Origin of the sequence: Cohnella sp. (assembly GCF_041641335.1) — a bacterium.
Lineage (GTDB): Bacteria > Bacillota > Bacilli > Paenibacillales > Paenibacillaceae > Cohnella.
Map to the genome: position 1 here is coordinate 37,876 of NZ_JBEPYQ010000023.1, position 16,212 is coordinate 54,087.

Genomic DNA, 16,212 nt, shown 5'->3' on the forward strand with positions numbered 1-16,212 from the left:
ATTAAGGAGAGGATACAGATGACGCAACGCACTTCAGGCATTCACCATGTTACGGCTTTCGTGAGACATGCGCAGGCTACCGTCGATTTCTATTCGGGAGTACTCGGACTGAGACTGGTTAAAAAGACGATCAACTTCGACGCGCCCGAAGTTTACCACCTGTATTTCGGCAATGAAGCAGGCAGTCCGGGGACGGTCATTACGTTCTTTCCTTGGCCGACGTCCCGCAAGGGCCGCATCGGGGGAGGGCAGGTCGGCATCACTTCTTACGTTGTGCCGGCGGGGACGCTGGGTTTCTGGAAGGAGCGCTTCGAGAAATTCCGCATTCCGACGACGGAGACGAGCCGGTTCGGAGAGCCGTTGCTGCAGCTCGATGACCCGGACGGCTTAAGAATCGAGCTGGTTGAGCGGGAGGACGGTCCGGCGAGCCGTTGGGCTTTCGGAGGAGTTTCCGCGGACAAAGCGATCAAAGGCTTCGGCGGAGCGCTGCTGCTCAGCACGGCTCCGGAGCGGACGGCGTCGGTGCTTGAGAACGTCATGGGCCTGCGCAGAATCGCCCAGGAGGGAGATTACGTCCGCTTCCAAGCGACGGGAGACTTGGGCAACATTATCGACGTGAACGTCGCCCCGGTCGCGCCCGGAGCCGGCGGAGCGGGAACGGTTCACCACATTGCCTGGAGAGCGGAGGACGACGAAGACCATGCGCGCTGGAGAAGCCTGGTGGAGGAGAGCGGCTATCAGCCGACTCCGGTTATCGATCGGCAGTACTTCAACGCGATTTACTTCCGCGAGGAAGGCGGAATATTGTTCGAGATCGCGACCGATCCTCCGGGTTTCGCGCGCGACGAACCGGCGGAGACGATGGGCGAGCAATTGATGCTGCCTGTGTGGTTCGAGCCGCACCGCGCCCAGATCGAACAAGGACTGACGCCGATCGAAGTTCGCGTACTGGAGGAGGATCTCCGATGATGAAGCATATTTATCGGCAAGGCTCCGATCCGGGCGCCCCGACGCTTCTGCTACTGCACGGAACGGGAGGAACGGAGCACGACTTGCTGCCGCTGGCCGAGACGATCTCGCCGGGCTCCTCGGTTCTGAGCGTGAGGGGCAACGTGTTGGAGAACGGTATGCCGAGATTTTTCCGCAGGCTGGCCGAAGGGGTATTCGATCTGGAGGATCTCGAGTTCCGTACGAAGGAGCTTCACGGGTTTCTGGACTCGGCGGCTGCCGAATACGGCTTCGACCGCGGCAATCTGGTGGCCGTCGGTTACTCCAACGGCGCGAACATCGCAGGCAGCTTGCTTTTCTACTACGGGCAAGCGCTCAGGGGGGCTATTTTGCACCATCCGATGGTTCCGCGGCGCGATTTTCGGCTTCCGAATCTCTCGGGCGTTCCGATCTTCATCGGCGCGGGGGAGAACGATCCGATCTGCACGCCGCAGGAAACGGAGGAGCTGCAATCGCTGCTGACGGGAGCCGGAGCGAACGTCGCGCTGCATTGGGAGCGGTTCGGCCATCGGCTGACATCGACCGAGGCCGCTGCAGCGACCGAATGGTTCTCCCGGACGTTCGCAGCGGGGGGAGGCGAACGCGCATGATCGGGCTGGATCCAGCCGACCTGAGCGAGAGGGACAGCTACAAGCTGCTGATCGGCAGCGTCATCCCAAGACCGATCGCGTTCGTCACGACGCTCTCGAAATCGGGCGTCCTGAATGCCGCTCCCTACAGCTACTTCAACATCGTGACCGCCAACCCGCCGATGGTGTCGATCTCCGCGCAGCGAAGGGACGGGGAGCGCAAGGATACGGCCAGGAACGCGATCGAGACGGGACAATTCGTCGTTCATGTCGCGGACGAATCCTACATCGGGAAGATCAACGAGACCGCCGCGGGCGTTCCTTCCGAGCAGAGCGAGGTCGAGCTCGCCGGGCTTACGCCGGTCCCCAGCGCGAAGGTTGCCGTTCCGGGCGTCGCCGAGGCGAAAATCCGGCTCGAATGCGTGCTGGAGCAAGCGATTCCGCTCGGCGGAGATAAGACGTCGCGGGCTTGCGATCTGCTGATCGGGAGAGTCGTATACTTCCATCTGGACGAAGCGGTGTACGCGGACGGGCATATCGATCCCGCGGCGCTGAAGGCGGTAAGCCGCCTGGCGGGCAGCTCGTATTCCAAGCTGGGAGATTTATTTTCCATAGACAGACCTTCCTGAAGGGGAGGGATGAGCAGGCAGCGGGCGACCGCTGTCTGTGTTTTTTGTAGGAAGAAACGCGGTTTCCGGGCGATCTTTTGGGGCAGGTTATTATGGTGCATCGCAACTTCACCGCAATCCGAAGGAGAGATTCATGAACACGCGCCCACAGCATCGAGACGGACGATTGGACGGTCAGACGATCCTCTTGCTCGCGGTTAACGGACTGTTCGTCATGGCGACCGCTCTATCCGGCACTTATTTCGGAGTCTATATCTGGAAAGCCAGCAACGACTATTTCAAGCTGGGATGGTTTACGCTCATTACCCATCTGTGCATGGGGATTACGTTCTGGATCGCCGGCAACGCGGCCAAAGAAAGGAACAAGATGATCCTTCTGAGGCTGGGCATTGCGATCTCCGCCGGTTTCTACGCGCTAGTGCTTCTCTTGAAAGGGAACGCCATCAACTACATATGGCTGCTAGGTCTTGTTCAAGGAGTCGCGACGGGCTTGTTCTGGCTCGCGTACAACGTCGTCTACTTCGAAGCGACGGAGCCCGACAATCGAGACAAGTTCAACGGCTGGGCGGGAACGATCGCCTCGTCGATCGGAATCGTCGTGCCGTGGACTTCGGGATGGCTGATCTCCCTGCTCGGCGGCGACAACGGCTACCGCGCGATCTTCATCTCTTCGGCTTGCGTGTTCGTGGCGGCGATCGCGACGAGCTTCTTCATTCGCAACCGCAAAACCTCGGGCAGCTACCATTGGCGTTGGCCATACAAGCTATTGAAGGAACGCGGCTCTGAATGGCCTACCGCGCTGGGAGCGCTAGCTTCGCAGGGAGTACGGGAGAGTGTGTTCGGGGTCCTCATCGGCGTGCTGATCTACGTTCAGACCGGCAGCGAGATGAAGCTGGGCAACTTTATGCTGCTGACTTCGGCGGTCGGGTTCGCGAGTTTCCTGGCTACGGGAAAGTGGCTTAAGCCCAAATGGAGATACTGGGGGATGCTGACGGGCGCCGTTGCGCTGATCGCCGTCATTCTGCCGATGTTCGCAGGATTCAGCTATGGAACGCTGCTTGCTTTCGGATTGGGAGCGGCGTTGTTCTTTCCGCTCTACATTCTGCCCATTACCGCGGCCGTCTTCGATCTGATCGGGAGAGATGAGGAGAGCGTCGGGAGAAGGGTAGAATACGTCGTGGCCCGGGAATTGGCGCTGAACGTCGGCCGGATCGTCGGGATGGCGGTCTTCATGGGCGTCATCTCCTTCAGCAAGACGCCGCTGGCGATGAAGTGGCTGCTGCTGGCGGTGGGCAGTTCGCCGCTTCTAAGCTGGTTGTTCATGCGCAAGGTTCTGGCGAGGGGGAAAAGGGCTGAGTTAAGCGAGGGTTGACATGAAACCAAAAGGTTTCATATAATGGGAGTGAGAAATGAAACCAAAGGGTCTCCTATAAGGAGGAGAATCGAATCGTGACCGATACAACTCAGGACAAGCTGCCCGATATTCGTCAGACTCAACTGCTTCATGCGCCGATCGATAAAGTATGGAAGGCCGTCGCCACGGCGGAGGGAATCTCGGTTTGGTTTATGCCGAACGACTTCCAGCCGATCGTCGGACACGATTTTCATCTCGATGCCGGTCCTTACGGCAAATCCCCGTGCAAGGTGACGGAGATCGATCCGCCGAACCGCCTCTCCTTCAACTGGGGCAAGATCTGGTTCGTAACATTCGAACTCGTCGACAAGGGCGGCCAGACCGAATTTACGCTCATTCACGGCGGCTGGTCCGCGGAAGGCGCGACGGAGTACGGCGAGCCTCACGAAGTCGTGCGCGAGCGGATGAACGGCGGCTGGGTCGGCATCGTGGGCAAGCTGAGCGAATATGTCGGAGCCTAACGCGGCATCGGCGGAACGGAAGCACGACGTCTTCCAGGCGATCTCCGACCCGACCAGGAGAAGCGTACTCCGTCTGCTCGGGGATCGGGAGCTCCCGTTGAACGCGATCAGCAGCCATTTTCCGATGACCCGTCCCGCCGTCTCCAAGCATCTGCGCATTCTCGCCGAAGCCGGTCTGGTAAAGGAGCGCAAGGTCGGTCGGGAGACGCGCTATCGGCTGGACGCCGATCCGCTTCGCGAGCTCAAGAGCTGGCTGGCTTTCTACGAACGCTTCTGGGAGAACAAGCTCGACGCGCTTAAACGTTATGTGGAGACGGACGACTGATGGCCGGGGCTGAGAGGCCGCATTGGAGCGAAATGGATCGTAAAATAATTATATAATGATTTATGTATATTGGAGGGGGAGCGGGGCGGCAGCTTGCGCTGCCACCGGAGTCCGTGGTATTCTCGGAATAACGATTTTGGACGGGAGGTGAAGGTAGGATGAATCGAGAGTTTGTGAACAATCAAGTGAGCCGGCTGCCGATCGCGATGGCTGGCATCGTTCATGGCGTGCGTGAAGACGGGAGAAGTCTGTCCAATTACGACCATACGATTGCACAACTCGCGAGAAGGTTCCTACCTTGACCAGAGCGGATCAATTTGAATCCGAACAGGGCGTAGGGAATTTTCCCTACGCCCTGTTTCTATATCCAGGACGGGAACCTCCGATATTCAGGAGGAACCGATATGTTAACGATTAATTGCCAAAACGTACGCAAATACAACGCTGCCCAGCTCGTGCTGGACAGCGTGACGTTCGAGCTTCATCACGGGGAGAAGGCCGGTCTCGTCGGCCGCAACGGAAGCGGCAAAACGACGCTGATGCGGCTGATTGCCAAGCTGGATACGCCGGACGAAGGGCTGCTGACCGTGCGCAAGGACGCCAGAATCGGCTATCTGGAGCAGATTCCGGCGGATTCGGAGCGCCGCACGGTCTATGACGTGCTCGCTCTCGGGTACCGCGGTCTGCTGGAATGCCGCGCCGAGATGACCGTCTTGGAGCAGCGGATGGCTGAACCGCAGACGGGGGAAGACCCGGAGCTGCTGGAGGCGCTGCTGCTGCAGTATGCTGCGCTCCAGGAGCGCTTCGAGCGGGAGGGCGGCTACGAGATCGACGCGCACATCGATCAGGTCGCAGGAGGCTTGCGAATCGGGAAGGAAGGGTACGAGAGAGACTACGCTTCGTTGTCCGGAGGAGAGAAGACGAAGGTGGGGCTCGCTTCCCAGCTCATCCGCAAGCCCGACTTGCTGCTGCTCGACGAGCCGACGAACCATCTGGACATGGGCGGCGTCGAGTGGCTGGAGGAGTTTCTATTGAAATACGACGGCGCATGCCTGATCGTCTCCCACGATCGTTACTTCCTGGACCGGGTCGTCACGAAGATCGTCGAGCTGGAAGACGGGGAGTCGCACGTGTTCCATGCGAACTACACGAAGTACATGAAGGAGAAGGAAGAGCTGGTCCTTCAGCAGTTCGCCGATTACCAGGAGCAGCAGAAGAAAATCAAGAAGATGCGCGAGACGATCAAGCAGCTCATGGAATGGGGGAGAATCGGCGACAACGGCAAGTTCTTCCGCAGGGCCGCATCCATGCAGAAAGCGCTCGACCGGATGGAGAAGGTGAAGCGTCCGGCGATCGACCGCAAGGAGGCGGAGTTCGAGCTGCGGCCGACGGATCGTTCGGGTAAGCAGGTCGTCGCGCTGGACGGGGTGGTCAAGCGTTACGGGCAGGTCGACATTCTCAGGGGCGCTTCGGCGCAGCTCGAATACGGGGAAAAGGCGATGCTGATCGGTCCCAACGGCGCGGGCAAGTCGACGCTGCTCCGGTTGATCCTTGGCCAGGAGGAGGCGGATGGAGGCGAGCTTAGGCTCGGTTCGCGGGTCGAGGTCGGTTATCTGGCCCAGCAGCAGCTTCCGGAAGATCCGAAGCAGTCGGTGCTGGATTATTTTCGCCGGGAGGCCGGCATGGAGGAAGGGGAGGCCAGGTCGCGGCTGGCGGCCTACCTGTTCTACGGAGCGGACGTGTTCAAGTCGGTCGGGCTGCTGTCCGGAGGGGAGTGGACGCGTCTGAGGCTGGCTCTTCTCGTGCTCCGCAAGCCGAACCTGCTCGTGCTGGACGAACCGACGAATCATATGGACATCGCATCAAGAGAGGCGCTGGAGGAAGCGCTCGAGGAATATCCCGGAACGATACTGGCGGTCACTCACGACCGCTACCTGATCAATCGGCTGTCGCAAAAAATCTGGGAGCTGGATGAGGGACGACTGACGGTGTACTTGGGCGACTTCGACGATTACAAGGCGGAGAGCAGGCGCAGGCGGGCGGCCGGCAAGCCCGCGGAACCGGCGAGCAGCCGCCAGTCTCGGGCTGAGGCGGAACGGCCGAAATCGGTCAATTCCGTCGCCGCTCGGCAGACCGTGCCTGTCCGGGAACGCCTGGAAGCGGAGATCGCCGAGCTGGAGCGGCGTCTGGCCGAGCTTGACGACCGGATGAACGGCGGCGCGCCCGCCGGGCTTGAACTCGAACGGGAGTGGGCGGAAAGGGAAGGCGTGCGGGAAAGCTTGGATCGCCTGTACGAGCAGTGGATGGAGAACTCCGGAGAATAATTCGCGGTCGTCCGGGAACGATAGCATCGACCAAGAGCGTTCCAAAACGGAGGCGATCGAGCGAATGGCGAGAAGAAGAAGGAGATTGGCCGTGCCGGGAGCCGAAGAAGGCGTCAGCGCGTTGAAGGCGGACGTCATGCGCAAGGAAGGTTACCTTGTCGATCCCCAGCGGCCCGACGAAGTCAAATACGAGGTCGCCAAGGAGATCGGAGTGCCGCTGAAGCGCGGAGACAACGGCAAGCTGACGACCGAGGAAGCGGGACAGGTCGGCGGGAAAATCGGCGGAGCGATGGTGCGGGAGATGATTCGGCGGGCGCAGGAGCAATTGACGCGCAGAACTTGAAAAACCAAGAAGCGAAGACCTCTTCGGGGGATCTTCGCTTTTTTTATGCCATTTTCACGCTAAACGGCCCTATAGCTGGCGAGGCCAAACTTAACAGGAGGCCGGGGGTGACTTATAATGAACAGATACGTTGCCTGCCGACACGACTCCAGGACGAACCTGCATGCTAATAGGCGGGTTTTTCATTTTGCGCGGCAGCGGGTATAAATCTTAGGAAACTTTAAGAAACCGTTGGCAGAGGAATACGATAGAATAATAGAAAAAGGTTCTCCGCAATTCGGTAAGGGGGATGAACCGGACATGAATCTGTTAATTAAGATGGGTAACAGAAGGTTTATTCTCTTTACGTTGATTTTGCTGCTGAAATGCTGTCTGGCCTGGTTCGTCGTCTTCGAGGACGGCCCTTCGGTCGCGACGATGCTGACGGAAATTCCGTTCTTCTGGGTCGTCTTCTGTCTGATCGAATGGTTCGCGACCAAGCGCAAGCTGCTCTACTACACGATCGCCAACCTGCTGTTTACGCTGCTTTATTTTACGGTGCTGATGTACTACAAATATTATGGCGTTATCGTAACCTATCACGCGCTTAACCAGGCCGATAAGGTCACGCAGGTCGGAGACAGCACCTATTCGCTGATGGACCCGTATTACTTGCTTGTTTTCGTCGATATTATCGTTCTGGTATCCATTCCGTTGTGGATGAGAAGCCGAGCCAAGGGCGTTCAGCTGAATTTGAGACCGATCAGCCGCAAAGCGATTTCCGTGCTGTTTGTCGTGTCCGTCGTTCTCTGCTATCTCAGCATCTGGCCTAACCGCGCCAGCATGAACGAGAATAAGCAGGCAGAGGAAATGGGCATTCTGAATTACGAGTTTTACACGATTTTCGCGGACGACAAAGTCGATGCGGCAATGGTGGACATGAACGAAATCACCCAGGACAGAATCGATTGGCTGAAGGGCAACGCCCTTTCCGGGGAACCGCAGCATTACGGCGCGGCCAAAGGCAAGAATCTGATCATCATTCAGATGGAATCGCTGCAGAACTTCCTGATCGGCCTTCAGGTCGACGGCCAGGAGGTCATGCCGAATCTGACCAGGCTGGCTCGGGAAGATTTCCGCTACGACAACTTCTATGCGATGGCTGGACAAGGGACGACGTCTGACGCGGAATACGTGGTGAACACCTCTCTGTATGTGCCTAAGCACGAGCCGGCCACGAAGAACAACGTGAAGAAGGATCTTCCGAGCCTGCCGAAGCTGCTGAAGGCCCAAGGCTACGATACGGCTACGTTCCATACGAACGACGTCCAGTTCTGGAACCGGACCGAGCTGTATCCGGCTCTCGGCTTTGACCGGTACTACGACAAGAGCTTCTTCGGGGACACGGACCATATCGCGTTCGGTTCGTCCGACGAGGTGCTGTACGCGAAGACGATCGAAGAACTGAAGAGGATGGATGAGAGCGGCAAGCCCTTCTACGCGCACGTGTTGAGCATGAGCGCTCATCATCCTTACAATCTTCCTGAAGGCAAGCAGCGGATGAGCATTCCCGAAGAGATGCAAGGATCGATGATCGGAAGGTACATCGCGGCGCAAAATTACGCCGATTACGCGCTGGGCGTCTTCATCGACGATCTGAAGAGCAGCGGGCTGTGGGACGACAGCATCGTCATTCTGTACGGCGACCATCAAGGCTTGCCGGTATATTCGATGAGTAACGACGAGCGCGAGTTGATGCGCGAGATGGTCGGCCACGAGTACGGTTATGCCGATATGTTCAACATCCCGTTCATTATGCACGTTCCAGGCGTGACCTATCCTTCCGTGATCGAACAAACCGGCGGCCAGGTCGATATTCTGCCGACCGTAGCCAATCTGATCGGAGCGTCTCTCGACAACCAGCTTCACTTCGGGCAGGACCTGCTGAATTCGGACTCCAACGTGCTGCCGATGAGACACTTCCTGCCGACCGGCTCGATTGTGATGGATACCGGAGTGTTCATTCCGGGCAACGATTACGAGGACGGAACGAACTATCCGTTCGACGGCGCCGAGCTTCCCGAAGGATACGGCGCTTCGCGCGACGAATACGAGCGAGCGCTCGAACTGCTTAACTTGTCCGACAGCTACGTGAAGCAGCTTCCGGATCGAATCCCGCAATAAAGGCAAAGGCCGTTCCTGACCGCGACTCGAGGCGGGAGGGAGCGGCTCTTTTCAATCAGAGGGATTTTTAAACCGCTTTGCCGCTTTTTTGCCTTCGCATGAGGCGGAAACGTCCGGCGGCAATGAGTAACGCTGACAGTGTAAAGACGATGTTGATCCAGATATCGTATTCGCCGCGCAACAAATGGAATATCATCCCAGAACACGCGATAGCAGCCAGACCAACGGCAGCAATCGGGGTCAACAACGGTTTTATTTTTAAAGCCATCGGTAAAATCAGCCCCAGGACACCTAACAGCTCGGCGATGCCGACCAACATAACCAGCCCTTGCGGTATATCATTCACCCAAGTCCAGGTCGATAGAGCGGATTCATATTGAAATACTTTCAACCAGCCTGAATACATGAATCCAACACCTAATCCAATTTGAACAATCCATAGCACAATATTCATGTGCAGCGTCACTCCCTCTCGTGTGTTAGCGCAAGCACAATCGGTGTCCTGCCGATCAGGATGGTGTTTTCTCTTGCGCTGCCAAATCCCTAGAAGCATAATAATATGAAGGGCTTTATGTAGGAAGTAGGTACTTTAAATAAACCTAGTCACTAAAAAGATACCCTATGTTAGTAAAGGGGAAGACTAACATGACCTATTGCAAATTTGAATCCGCGTTAGAAATCTTCGTAGGGAAATGGAAGCCAGTCATTTTACTTCGTTTATTCTCAAATGGAGCGATGAGATTCAGCGAACTGCAGCGGGCCATTCCCGATATCACCAAAAAAATGCTCACGCAACAATTACGTGAACTGGAGTACCATAATATCGTCCATCGCGAGATTTATCACCAGATTCCGCCAAAAGTAGAGTATTCCATTACGGAATATGGAAAAGGCTTATCCGGCATTATGCAGGCGTTAAATGATTGGGGTGTCACGCATATCGAACATCTAAATCGCTTACACGGACCTTATTCGTCGGGTGAATCGGAATTCGACGAGCGTATATAAAAACAAGGCTTGCGGATTGTTGTATCGGAGCCTTGCGGCGATGTACTTGACCATAATTGAGGATCGGACGATAAGCGGCTGGATTTTCTCGGAACGATCAAAGGGTGAGCAACTGCCCGATCCATTCGCGCTTAAGACGCGCGAACGATCGGGCAGTGTTGTTAATCGTGCATTAATACGTACGGATAGCCGGTCATGGCGAGCAGATCTTCGAGATCGACGGGCACGGGAAGGCCTTCGGACGACAGCAAGGAGAAGCGCTTGCCGTAGTCGCGGCTGTATCGTCGCAGCAGATCGCAGAACGGTTCCCAATCGTCGGCGAGCATGGAGCGGTTCAACTCGAAGACGAGGCGGCGGACCTTGTCGGGGAGGAGGCGCTCCATGCCTCTAAGCGCATGGTATTCGCCGCCTTCGATATCCATCTTGGCGAAGTCGATCGTCCCGAATTCGTCGGCCCTGCTGTCCAGCGCTTCCGCGTCAACGACGATCTCCTTGAATTCGTCCGCATAGTGGCGGCGGTATTCCTCGGTCGGCTGGCGAATCGAGCAGTTGCCCATATAGCGCAGCGGGGCGTTCAGCGTCAGCCGGGCTTCGGAGGAATAGGCGGCTTTGGCCAGCACGACGGTCCGGTCGTGAACGTAGTTGATCGACAGGTTATCGAACAGGAATCCGCGCAGCTCCGGATACGGCTCGTAAGCCCACAGCTTGCCTTCCGGGCCGATCAGCCTGCCGAGCAGTACCGAGTAGTAGCCGATGTTGGCCCCGATATCGATCACCCGATGGCCGGGACGGACGTGATTAAGGAAGTAGTGCGTGAGCGGAAATTCCATTCCCCCGGAGAATACGATCTCTGGCGTCAGGCTGAGATCGTTCGCAGGAAGCAGCAACCTGCTTCCGTGGCCGGTCAGGCAGAGAACCCGGTTCTGACCGATCGAGATGGCGTTCAAGCCCATTCGCATCGCTCCTTTCCCATTAGCCTATGAAGAGGGTTCGGCTCGAATGACTTGGCGAAGCCGGGTAATGACTCGGTAAGATCCGGGGACGGCTGGGCGGAGCTGAGAGAGGGAATCGCGATGTTGCGCGGATTGTCGGATTTGCCGGGAAGGATCGGGAAGTATCGGGAGCGTACAAGTGGTATAATAGGCACATTAACTGCCATGGGGAAAAGGTGTTGGCTCCGGATGAGTCTCGTGTCGGATATTCTCTCCAACCTTACCGAGGAGAATTTGACCCGCGTATTGGAACAGTATCGCGAGTTCGGTCCATTGCCGGGCATCGCGCTTACGTTCATGAAGTCTTTCGTTCCGCCCCTGCCGACGCTGCTGATCGTCGGAGTGAACGCGGCCGTCTACGGCTTGTGGCTCGGCTTTCTGTATTCCTGGATCGGGATCGTCGGCGGTTGTATCTTCACGTTCCTCGTCGTTCGCAAGGCGGCGGGGCATCCTTACTTCGTGCGCTTCGCGCGCAAGCCGAAGGTGGAGAAGAGTCTCGTCTGGATTCGCCGCAATGCGTTCAGCTACGTGTTTCTGCTCAGCATTTTTCCGGTCGGGCCGTTCGTCGTTATCAACATTGCCGCCGCGATCGCGCAGATGAGGCTTCGCTCGTTCTTCATCGCCATTCTGTTCGGCAAGGCGATCATGGTCATGTCGGTGTCGATCATCGGCCACGACTTCATGCGGTTCGTCGAACGTCCGATCGAGCTGATCTATGTCGTATTGTTCTTGGGGCTATCCCTCTGGATCAGCAAGAAGATCGAACGGCGGTTCACGCGGGACGACGCGGAAAAGCCGACGCTTTCCCGCGATCGCGCCGGGGCGTAGTTGGAGAATACGGCGGCGCGACGCTGACAAGGCTAATTTTGCTGAGGTGCGCCGAAGATAGATAGGACTATGAGCGCGAATGAGAAAGGGAGTTAAAGGATGCTGAGTTTCGAAGAAAAGCTCGCGATTATGCAGTCGTTCCCCGAACTGGAACGCAGAGACGTCTCCCTGGGGAGAGTAAACTTTCACTATGACGGCAGCTTGAGCGACAAGAAAAACGTCGGCTACCACTTCCATCCGAACGGCAACGGATACGTCTACGCAGCCGGAGTGGGCGGAGCGGAGACGGACGGGAAGGGCTTCGTGAACGTTCGCGACTACGGAGCCGAGCAGCTTCGGCAGCTCGTCGAGCAGGCCATCCGTTCGCTTGGCGGAGCTTCTGCGGGCGGCAGGTCGGCTACGGACGCTGCGAGAACGGTGCAGGACGGAGGCGCCGGGACGAATGAAGAGAAGTGGCGGGATCCGGACGGCAACGAATTGTCGCTGCAGTTCGAGGACGACACGTGGTACCTGTTCGCCGGCTTGAACCTGGAGATGGCTTTCGAGACGCGCGAAGAAGCCGAAGAGTACTTGGCGGCCGAGGGTTTCGTTATGGCAGGAAATTGACAGCTTGCCCCAACATGGGCATAATAAAAGACATAATGTCGAGGAAGCACCTCACAAAGATAAACACAGACGTGTTTCTTTGCTGAGGTGCTATTTCTGTTGAGGCGAAGGGAGCTGGGACGAGCATGAAAAAGAAAACGTACGAGGAATTAATCAAGGAATCGCCCGTTACTTACGAGATGTACGCCGAGATGGTCGACGACGGCAACCGTTACGAGATTTCCGACGGCGTGCTGGAGCTGATGAGCCCGGCTCCGACAACGACGCATCAGTCGTTTGTCAATGAGCTGCAGTATAAATTTAATGTCAGTTGCCGCAATGAATTCATCATCTATTCCTCGCCGGTGGACGTCATTTTGTCCGCTACGGAAGTCCGGCAGCCGGATCTCGTCCTCATTCACCGCAGCAGAATGGATATTATTGAGGAAAGAGGGATCAATGGCGCTCCCGACTTGGTCGTGGAGATTACCTCCAAGCATTCGCGCAGACGGGACAAGGTGCAGAAACGAATCGCATATGCCAAATACGGCGTGCCGGAATATTGGATCATCGACCTTGCTAGTTTTACCTTGGAGCAATATGTGCTGGATGGAGAGCGATATGAGTTGGCCGAAGTATATGCGGAAGATGAGATAATCCGTTCCGAGATAGTCACCTGCGCCTCGTTCAGCATGAATGAGCTTGTACAGGGTCTGCCCGTGCCCGCGCGTTCGGACAAGACAGACTAAATTCTGACTTCCTGAGTCGCGGAGATTTCATTTTGACGAGGAAGGTGGCAGCATGGGAATGAAAAAGAGAACGTACGAGGAATTAATCAAGGAATCGCCCGTTACTTATGAGATGTACGCGGAGATGGTCGACGACGGCAACCGATACGAGATTTCCGACGGGGTGCTGGAGTTGATGATCCCGGCTCCGACGACGACGCACCAGTCGTTTGTTTACGAGCTGCAGTACAAGCTCAACGCCAGCTGCCGCAACGAATATATCATCTACTCCTCGCCAATCGACGTCATTTTGTCCGCTACGGAAGTCCGGCAGCCGGACCTCATCATGATACATCGCAGCAGAATGGGTATTGTTCAAAAAAGAGGCATCAACGGCGCCCCGGACCTGGCCGTCGAGATTACCTCCGAGCATTCGCGCAGACGGGACAAGGTACAGAAGCGAATCGCGTATGCCAAATACGGCGTGCCGGAATATTGGATCATCGATCTTTCTAACTTTACATTGGAGCAATATGTGCTGGATGGAGAGCGGTATGAATTGGCCGAGGTATACGCTGAAGATGAGATAGTCCGTTCTGAGATAGTCACCTGCGCCGCGTTCAGCATGAATGAAATTGTGCGAAGCCTGCCTATTCATCCGGATTTGCTTGATTGAGGGCTGGCAGGAGTTTGCGGGGACAAAGGTGAAACGTAATAAGAGGTTCATTCGTACATAAAGATTAATAAAATCTCATTCCATATGTGTTGAATGGAGATCAAGGAGGAACTCATGAAACGCATTCTGCTGTTTATTCTAACCAACTTGCTCGTGATGGTGACGATCGGCATCATCCTGTCCGTCTTCGGAGTCGGCTCGTATTTGAACGAGTCGGGTGGCATCGACTTCAGCGCGCTGCTTGTGTTCAGCGCCATCGTCGGCTTCACCGGAGCGTTCATCTCGCTTGCGATGTCCCGCTGGATGGCCAAGATGATGATGAAAGTCCAGGTGCTCAAGCCGGAGGCCAATCTGAGCTACGCGGAGCGCCAAATCGTCGACACGGTTCACCGCTTGTCCCGCGCCGCGGGCTTGACGCATATGCCGGAAGTAGGCATCTACGAGTCCCAGGAAGTGAACGCGTTCGCGACCGGCCCGTCCAAGAAACGTTCGCTCGTCGCCGTATCGACCGGACTGCTGAACGAGCTGGACGAGGACGCGGTGGAAGCGATCATCGCTCACGAAGTCGCGCACGTCGCCAACGGAGACATGGTGACGATGACGCTGCTCCAAGGGGTCGTCAACACGTTCGTCGTCTTCCTGTCGCGCATAGCCGCTTGGGCGGTATCCCGTCTCGTGAAGGAAGAGCTGGCCGGAATCGTTCATTTTATCGCCGTTATCGTATTCCAGATCGCCTTCTCCATTCTCGGCAGCCTTGTCGTGCTGGCGTACTCCAGATACCGCGAGTTCCATGCGGATGCGGGCGGCGCCCATCTGGCGGGCCGCGACAAGATGATCCACGCGCTGCGCGGGCTGAAAACCTACCAGGACCGCATGCGGGGCAGCGAGCAAAACGCGTTCTCCACCCTTCAGATCAGCGGCAAGAAGAGAAGCGCATTGTTCTCGACGCATCCGGACCTCGAGGAGAGAATCCGTCGTCTGCAAGCGGGCTGATATCCGTGAGAAAAATAAAGGCCGTTCCGCAGCCATCATGGCATGCGGAGCGGCCTTCCTCGTCTAATGCGATTCGTTGTACGTTTTCAGCAGGGTGCGGCGATTGGGGCGAATATGGTGGGCCTCGCGCAGGCTGCGCTCCAGCAGCTCCTGGCTGATGCCGAGCTCCTCCGGAGCGGTCGGCCCGCCGGCCAGCTTAAGCCATCTGCGGATCTCCTCGCCGCTAGGGATGCGGGAGATCGCTTCCGTCAGCGCCGCCCGATGCTCCTCCGGGAACAAAGCGGGCTGTTCCACCCCAAGCTTATGGTACAGGTCCGAGACGATCGCGCAAGCGATGCCGACCTTCGCGCCGTGCAGCACCTGCTTGCGGCCAAGCCGGAGCAGCTCCATCTCCCAGTAGTGGGAAATGTGATGCTCTGCTCCGGAAGCCGGGTGGGACTGGCCGAATTGCAGCATGGCGAAGCCGGACTCGACGAGCGCCCGCATCAGCGTCTCGACGCCTTGCGGCGTGCGTCGTCCGATCTCTTCGCTATGCGCGACGCACGACAGAAGAGCGCGTTCCGTCCGTTCGTACACCTCGCGCGAGAAAGGCTCCCCGCCCGTCAGGCTGCCGAACGTCCAATCGAACAAGGACGTGTATTTGCCCAGCATGTCGCCGAAGCCCGCGGCGATCATCGCGTCGGGGGCTTGCGTCAGAATGTCCAGATCGGCGAATAGGGCGGAAGGGCCGATCGCGCCGATCGTCTTCTTCTCACCGCGCAGAATAAGCGGCGCTCCGACGGAATTGAAGCCGTCGACGGAAGGAGCGGTCGGCACCGATACAAAAGGGATGCCGACGGCGTAAGCCGCGAAGCGCGAGATATCGTGCAGCGTTCCCGAGCCGACGGCAACGACGGCTTCCGAGGCGTCCTGGCGCAGAGCCAGAATGAGCTGGACGAGGGAGGCCTCATCCGCGATCACGTCTCCTTGGCGATCGGGCTCGATCCGCGTCGTCCGAACCCGGATACCCGCATGTCCGATCTCCTGCTCCAGCTGCTCTCCCGCCACCTTGTACGTCACCTCGTCGGCCGCGATGGACACTTGCCGATAACCTTGCTCCTTCAGATAGGGGGCAACTTCTCCGATAGCGCCTGCCTCGATCCTTATCGGTCCGTTAAATGACATAG

The 16,212-nt window shown here is 57.3% G+C and carries 19 protein-coding genes; 16 read left to right on the forward strand and 3 right to left on the reverse strand.

What is annotated here, in order from left to right:
• Positions 1-18 precede the first annotated feature (18 nt).
• The 10 genes from ACESLM_RS09800 to ACESLM_RS09845 all read left to right on the forward strand — a co-directional run bounded on the left by ACESLM_RS09800 (position 19) and on the right by ACESLM_RS09845 (position 9,236).
• Positions 19-969 (forward strand): ring-cleaving dioxygenase, encoded by a 951-nt coding sequence (locus ACESLM_RS09800; protein WP_372631387.1) that lies wholly within the window; start codon positions 19-21, stop codon positions 967-969.
• Positions 969-1,598, forward strand: coding sequence for an alpha/beta hydrolase (locus tag ACESLM_RS09805; RefSeq protein WP_372631425.1), 630 nt, complete (start codon positions 969-971; stop codon positions 1,596-1,598). Before ACESLM_RS09800 ends, ACESLM_RS09805 begins: the two co-directional genes overlap by 1 nt.
• The gene (locus ACESLM_RS09810) at positions 1,595-2,206 is read left to right on the forward strand and encodes a flavin reductase family protein (RefSeq protein ID WP_372631388.1); all 612 of its coding nucleotides are present in this window, start codon (positions 1,595-1,597) and stop codon (positions 2,204-2,206) included. Before ACESLM_RS09805 ends, ACESLM_RS09810 begins: the two co-directional genes overlap by 4 nt.
• Before the next feature lie 133 nt (positions 2,207-2,339).
• The gene (locus ACESLM_RS09815) at positions 2,340-3,578 is read left to right on the forward strand and encodes an MFS transporter (protein ID WP_372631389.1); all 1,239 of its coding nucleotides are present in this window, start codon (positions 2,340-2,342) and stop codon (positions 3,576-3,578) included.
• Positions 3,579-3,655: 77 nt separating this feature from the next.
• The gene (locus ACESLM_RS09820; RefSeq protein ID WP_372631390.1) at positions 3,656-4,081 is read left to right on the forward strand and encodes an SRPBCC family protein; all 426 of its coding nucleotides are present in this window, start codon (positions 3,656-3,658) and stop codon (positions 4,079-4,081) included.
• The gene (locus ACESLM_RS09825; protein ID WP_372631391.1) at positions 4,068-4,406 is read left to right on the forward strand and encodes an ArsR/SmtB family transcription factor; all 339 of its coding nucleotides are present in this window, start codon (positions 4,068-4,070) and stop codon (positions 4,404-4,406) included. Before ACESLM_RS09820 ends, ACESLM_RS09825 begins: the two co-directional genes overlap by 14 nt.
• 158 nt (positions 4,407-4,564) lie before the next feature.
• Entirely contained in the window at positions 4,565-4,708 is a 144-nt protein-coding gene (locus ACESLM_RS09830) for a hypothetical protein (RefSeq protein WP_372631392.1), read from the forward strand.
• Positions 4,709-4,810: 102 nt separating this feature from the next.
• Positions 4,811-6,730 (forward strand): ribosomal protection-like ABC-F family protein, encoded by a 1,920-nt coding sequence (gene abc-f / locus ACESLM_RS09835; protein WP_372631393.1) that lies wholly within the window; start codon positions 4,811-4,813, stop codon positions 6,728-6,730.
• A gap of 64 nt (positions 6,731-6,794) precedes the next feature.
• Positions 6,795-7,073 carry an alpha/beta-type small acid-soluble spore protein gene (locus ACESLM_RS09840; protein WP_372631394.1) on the forward strand — a complete coding sequence of 93 codons (279 nt, stop codon included), beginning with the start codon at positions 6,795-6,797 and terminating at the stop codon, positions 7,071-7,073.
• Between the two features lie 300 nt (positions 7,074-7,373).
• Complete coding sequence (locus ACESLM_RS09845; RefSeq protein WP_372631395.1) at positions 7,374-9,236, forward strand: LTA synthase family protein; 1,863 nt, start codon at positions 7,374-7,376, stop codon at positions 9,234-9,236.
• 67 nt (positions 9,237-9,303) lie between these two features.
• On the opposite strand, the gene ACESLM_RS09850 is transcribed toward ACESLM_RS09845, so the two are convergent.
• Entirely contained in the window at positions 9,304-9,690 is a 387-nt protein-coding gene (locus ACESLM_RS09850) for a DoxX family protein (RefSeq protein ID WP_372631396.1), read from the reverse strand.
• A 191-nt stretch (positions 9,691-9,881) separates the two neighbouring features.
• On the opposite strand from ACESLM_RS09850, the gene ACESLM_RS09855 reads away from it, so the two are divergent.
• A complete protein-coding gene (locus ACESLM_RS09855; protein WP_372631397.1) occupies positions 9,882-10,244 on the forward strand; it encodes a winged helix-turn-helix transcriptional regulator in 363 nt (120 codons plus the stop codon).
• Positions 10,245-10,405: 161 nt separating this feature from the next.
• On the opposite strand, the gene ACESLM_RS09860 is transcribed toward ACESLM_RS09855, so the two are convergent.
• Positions 10,406-11,197: an FkbM family methyltransferase gene (locus ACESLM_RS09860; protein ID WP_372631398.1), complete on the reverse strand. Its 792-nt coding sequence runs from the start codon at positions 11,195-11,197 to the stop codon at positions 10,406-10,408.
• Between the two features lie 228 nt (positions 11,198-11,425).
• Here ACESLM_RS09860 and ACESLM_RS09865 point away from each other — a divergent pair, with 228 nt between their 5' ends.
• The 5 genes from ACESLM_RS09865 to htpX all read left to right on the forward strand — a co-directional run bounded on the left by ACESLM_RS09865 (position 11,426) and on the right by htpX (position 15,046).
• The gene (locus ACESLM_RS09865; protein ID WP_372631399.1) at positions 11,426-12,064 is read left to right on the forward strand and encodes a TVP38/TMEM64 family protein; all 639 of its coding nucleotides are present in this window, start codon (positions 11,426-11,428) and stop codon (positions 12,062-12,064) included.
• Between the two features lie 99 nt (positions 12,065-12,163).
• Positions 12,164-12,670, forward strand: a complete 507-nt coding sequence (locus tag ACESLM_RS09870) for a hypothetical protein (RefSeq protein ID WP_372631400.1) — start codon at positions 12,164-12,166, stop codon at positions 12,668-12,670.
• 125 nt (positions 12,671-12,795) lie between these two features.
• Positions 12,796-13,398, forward strand: coding sequence for a Uma2 family endonuclease (locus tag ACESLM_RS09875; protein WP_372631401.1), 603 nt, complete (start codon positions 12,796-12,798; stop codon positions 13,396-13,398).
• A gap of 58 nt (positions 13,399-13,456) precedes the next feature.
• Positions 13,457-14,053 (forward strand): Uma2 family endonuclease, encoded by a 597-nt coding sequence (locus tag ACESLM_RS09880; RefSeq protein WP_372631402.1) that lies wholly within the window; start codon positions 13,457-13,459, stop codon positions 14,051-14,053.
• Positions 14,054-14,146: 93 nt separating this feature from the next.
• Entirely contained in the window at positions 14,147-15,046 is a 900-nt protein-coding gene (htpX, locus tag ACESLM_RS09885) for a protease HtpX (RefSeq protein ID WP_094046300.1), read from the forward strand.
• Positions 15,047-15,109: 63 nt separating this feature from the next.
• Here the strand turns inward: htpX and ACESLM_RS09890 are convergent, their stop codons facing one another.
• Entirely contained in the window at positions 15,110-16,210 is a 1,101-nt protein-coding gene (locus tag ACESLM_RS09890) for a sn-glycerol-1-phosphate dehydrogenase (protein ID WP_372631403.1), read from the reverse strand.
• Positions 16,211-16,212: the final 2 nt, after the last annotated feature.